The sequence below is a fragment of the Streptococcus parasanguinis genome (assembly GCF_001578955.1).
GTDB classification, from domain to species: domain Bacteria; phylum Bacillota; class Bacilli; order Lactobacillales; family Streptococcaceae; genus Streptococcus; species Streptococcus parasanguinis_U.
Genome location: NZ_KQ969690.1, coordinates 528014 through 532543, shown reverse-complemented (window position 1 = coordinate 532543; position 4530 = coordinate 528014). Strand labels below are relative to the sequence as shown.

At 44.4% G+C, this 4530-nt stretch carries 3 protein-coding genes and 1 pseudogene; all 4 read right to left on the bottom strand.

Translation table 11 applies throughout. The annotated features are described in order from the left end of the window. On the bottom strand, nt 1–1485 hold a 1485-nt coding region (gene ilvD / locus SPADD19_RS06475), incomplete at its 3' end, for a dihydroxy-acid dehydratase (RefSeq protein WP_061455557.1). 126 nt (nt 1486–1611) lie between these two features. Continuing rightward, on the bottom strand, nt 1612–2955 hold the full coding sequence (locus SPADD19_RS06470) for an MATE family efflux transporter (protein WP_061455599.1): 1344 nt from the start codon (nt 2953–2955) through the stop codon (nt 1612–1614). A 113-nt stretch (nt 2956–3068) separates the two neighbouring features. Further along, nucleotides 3069–4328 carry a nucleobase:cation symporter-2 family protein gene (locus tag SPADD19_RS06465; RefSeq protein ID WP_049497933.1) on the bottom strand — a complete coding sequence of 420 codons (1260 nt, stop codon included), beginning with the start codon at nt 4326–4328 and terminating at the stop codon, nt 3069–3071. Continuing rightward, a pseudogene (locus SPADD19_RS12740) lies at nt 4328–4530 on the bottom strand (xanthine phosphoribosyltransferase); the annotation flags it as partial. The pseudogene SPADD19_RS12740 and the gene SPADD19_RS06465, both read right to left, overlap by 1 nt.

Below are 4530 nucleotides of genomic sequence, written 5' to 3'. Positions count from 1 at the left end.
AATTAAGGCGATATTCCCACCTTCTGCTGCTTCTGGAGAAACGTGACCAATAGCAATTCCACGAGTAGCTCCTGAGAAACGACCATCCGTAATCAGAGCCACATCCTTACCAAGACCGCGTCCGACAATCTTAGAGGTTGGTGCCAACATTTCTGGCATACCAGGTCCACCTTGAGGACCCTCGTAACGAATGACAACGACATGGCCCTTCTTAACTGTTCCATTGTCAATTAACTCAAGGGCTTGATCTTGTGAGTCGCAACAAATAGCTTTACCACGGAAAGTAGTCACAGACGGATCGACCCCACCGACCTTGATAACAGCTCCATCCTGAGCGATATTTCCGTAGAGGATCGACAAACCACCTACAGGTGAAATCGGATGTTCGATTGGGTGGATAATTTCTTCATTTTTGATTTCAGCACCAGCTACGTTTTCTTTCAAGGTTTTACCAGTAACTGTGATACGATCACCCTTAATGGCACCTTTTTTGATCAACTGATTGATAATGGCTGGAACACCACCAGCTTCATGCACATCATGCATAGTGTAGACACTTGAAGGGGCAATTTTAGAAAGATAAGGTGTCTTCTTGGCAATCTCGTTGATATCTTTGAGATCATAGTCAATCCCAGCTTCACGCGCAATTGCGAGCGTATGAAGCACAGTATTGGTTGAACCACCCATGGCCATATCGAGCGCAAAAGCATCGTCGATGGCTTCTTTAGTCACAATATCCCGTGGGCGGATACCTTTTTTAATATTCTCTACCAATTGTTTGGCCGCTTGGCGAACCAATTCCCGGCGTTCATCTGAGACAGCTAGGATGGTACCATTTCCAGGAAGAGCAAGGCCTAATACTTCCATCAAACAGTTCATGGAATTGGCAGTAAACATACCAGAGCAAGAGCCACAAGTTGGACAGGCATTTTTTTCCAAGAAATCCAGCTCATCCATGCTCATATCACCAGCTTGATAAGTACCGACAGCTTCAAACAAACTTGAGAGTGTCGCCTGATGCCCTGTCATGTCAACACCACCCTTCATGGGTCCACCAGAACAAAATACGGCTGGCACATTGGTCCGCATGGCTGCCAAAATCATTCCTGGTGTAATCTTATCACAGTTGGGAATATAGAAAACACCATCAAACCAGTGGGCATTGATGACTGTTTCAGCAGCATCTGCGATCAACTCACGAGACGGCAAACTATAACGCATCCCGATATGACCCATCGCAATCCCATCATCGACACCGATTGTGTTAAATTCAAAAGGAATCCCACCAGCCTCGCGAATAGCTTCCTTGGCAACATCTGCTAATTCACGCAAGTGAACATGGCCTGGAACGATATCAATATAGGAGTTACAAATGGCAATAAAGGGCTTTTGCATATCCTTTGCTGATTTTACTTGCCCTGTTGCATAGAGGAGACCACGCGCTGGTGCTCGGTCGATCCCCATTTTGATCATATCACTTCTCATCTTGTTCTCCTTCTAGTTCTTCATTTCTACCTCCTAATCTTACCACTTTGACATCAATTGTCAAGAACTTTCAGAAAATTTATAATATTCACGGTACATAAAAAGCCTGGTTTCCCAGACTTTATTTTAGTTTGTTTGTTTTTTTTCGATCTGCCAGAGCCGAAGTTGGTAACAAATTCCACTCACGACAAGGCTAGAAATAAGACCGATCCAATAGGCATAGGGACCAAGGGTGGTCACATGGTCAAGGAAAATCCCTAAAGGTATAGAAATACACCAATAACTAAAAACTCCTAATAAGAATGGAACGGTTGTATCCTTATAACCCCGCAAAATCCCTTGAAGAGGTGCTGCAAAGGTATCAGCTACTTGGAAAAAGAGACTATAGGTCATAAAAATAGCAGTTTGCTGCACAAAGACTGGATCCTTGCCGTATAGCCCCGCCAATTGAAAGCGGAATGTATAAAGAAAGACGAGGGTGACAATCGCAAAACCAAAGGCTGTCAGCCGTCCCAAACGGCAATATTGTTTGACCACTTCTGGTCTTCCTGCTCCCAATTCGTAAGATACGATAATAGCCATGGTGCTCGAGATACTAACAGGGAAAGCATACATCAGGGTAGAAAAATTCATGGCCGATTGGTGACTAGCGATGGTGAGTGATGGGAATTTTGCCATTAACAGACCAACCAGCGAGAAGATGATGACTTCTGCAAAAACAATTCCACCGATTGGAAGCCCAAGGCGCAATACTTCTTTCATCCCTTTAAAATCATAAGGTTGCGGCTTCCACAATTGGAAAGCTGCTACCTTAGGGTGCTTGCACAAGATCAAAACTGCAATAGCCAGCAAGACCCAGTAGGCCAGAGAGGTTCCAAGACCTGCTCCTGCTCCTCCCATCTCAGGAAAGCCAAAAGCCCCATAGATCAAGATATAGTTAAAACAAGCATTCAAAGGCAAGAGCAAGAGCATCAAGTACATCGATAGTCGCGTCATTCCCAACGTATCGAGGAAGGTTCGCACGATACTAAAGAGCAACAAGGGTAAGATCCCTAGAGAAAGGAAATATAAGTAGCGAATGGCTATTTGAGCAACAACATTTTCTAAGCCGATCTGCTTGAGAATCATGGGCGCAATCCCCCAGACAAAGCCTATTAAGAGAATGGCCATAGCAAACGACATATAGATGAATTGGTAAAAATCGCCAGCAATCCGTTCTTTATTTCCCTTACCTAAGTGATGCCCGACAATCGGTGTCAGAGCAGAGACAATCCCGGTCAGGAAAGTAAAAAATGGGTTCCACAGACTGGTAGCTGTAGAAACCCCAGCCAAATCAAGGGTCCGGTACTGACCGGTCATGGCTGTATCGACAAAGCTGGCTGAATAATTGGCCAATTGGTAGATCAAAATCGGCAAAAACAGACTCAAAAACAAGCGCAAGCGTTCTTTAAAGCGATAGGTTAAATACATGATTCTAACTCTCTTCTCATCAAATAAGATTTTCTTCTCTTCCACTCTACTATATGTTTCCTTAAAAGTCAAAAAAACCGAAGATCCAAGGACCTCCGGTAAATTTGAGATATTTATTTATTGCGGTTCAAAATCGCATTGAGAACGATCGCTAAGACACTTGCGACGACAATTCCGTTTGCAAAGAACATTTGGAATCCTGTTGGAAGGCCATTAAAGAGGGTACTGTTATTCAAGCCAACCCCTGCAGCAATTGATACAGCTGCGATGAGGAAATTGTGCTCATTGTGTTCAAAATCAACACGCGCAAGGATCTGCATCCCTTGAATAGATACAAAACCAAACATGACTAACATCGCTCCACCAAGAACTGGGCTTGGGATGATTTGTGCTAAAGCTCCAAACTTAGGAAGGAGACCGAGTAGAACAAGGAAACCAGCCGCATAATAGATTGGAAGACGGGTCTTGATACCAGACAATTTCACTAAACCAACGTTTTGTGAGAATCCAGTGTAAGGGAAGGTATTGAAGATACCACCGAGAAGAACGGCCAACCCTTCAGCACGATAGCCATTACGGAGGCGCGTGCTATCAATCGGATCTTTGGTAATATCTGAAAGTGCAAGATAAACACCTGTTGATTCCACCATAGAAACCGTCGCGATGATACACATCATTAAGATTGAAGTGATTTCAAACTTAGGTGCTCCAAAGAAGAAAGGTGTTGGAACGTGAACGACTGGTGCTTGCGATACAGGTGTGAAATCCACCAAGCCCATAGAAGCTGCAATAGCAGTTCCTGCAATCAATCCAATCAAGATAGAGATAGACTTGATAAAGCCAGTCGTATAGATGTTGACCACCAGAATGATGAGAATGGTGATCACGGCTAAAATCAGACTTTGCACCGTTGGTTTGGCTGCGTTATTCCCCATGTTCCCAATCGCTACCGGAATCAAGGTCAAACCAATGGTCGTAATGACAGATCCCGTCACAATGGATGGGAAGAGGTTGGCGATTTTTGAGAAGAATCCTGAGACCAGAACCACGTAAATCCCTGAGACAATCAAGGCACCAAACATGGCCCCACTACCATGGCTAGCCCCGATCATACTGAGAGGCGCTACAGACTGAAAGGCAACTCCAAGGACTACTGGAAGTCCGATCCCAAAGTATTTATTGAGTTGCACTTGAAGGAAAGTTGCTACCCCACACATGAAGATATCTGTAGAGATGAGGTAGGTTAGTTGATGATCGTTATAGCCCAAAGCTCTTGCGATCATGATCGGCACCAAAATAGATCCCGAATACATAGCCAAAAGGTGTTGCAAGCCTAGAACGGATGCCTGTGAATGGCTTTCTTGTTTTTGCATTAGATGTCTGCCTCCTTAAATACAACCTGACCATTTTCAAAACGGTCCAAACGCGCGAGGGATACAACTGGATATCCCAACTCTTCTAGTAATCCCCGTCCATCTTGGAAGGATTTTTCAATGACGATTCCAACGGCTTCCACTTGAGCACCAGCTTGTTCGATGATCTGAATCAAGCCCTTAGCCGCTTGACCATTTGCTA

Excerpts from the sequence above, each read along its gene's own strand:
- SPADD19_RS06465 (WP_049497933.1), bottom strand. The coding sequence starts at position 4,328 with ATGCAAAAACAAGAAAGCCATTCACAGGCATCCGTTCTAGGCTTGCAA.
- SPADD19_RS06470 (WP_061455599.1), bottom strand. The coding sequence starts at position 2,955 with ATGTATTTAACCTATCGCTTTAAAGAACGCTTGCGCTTGTTTTTGAGT.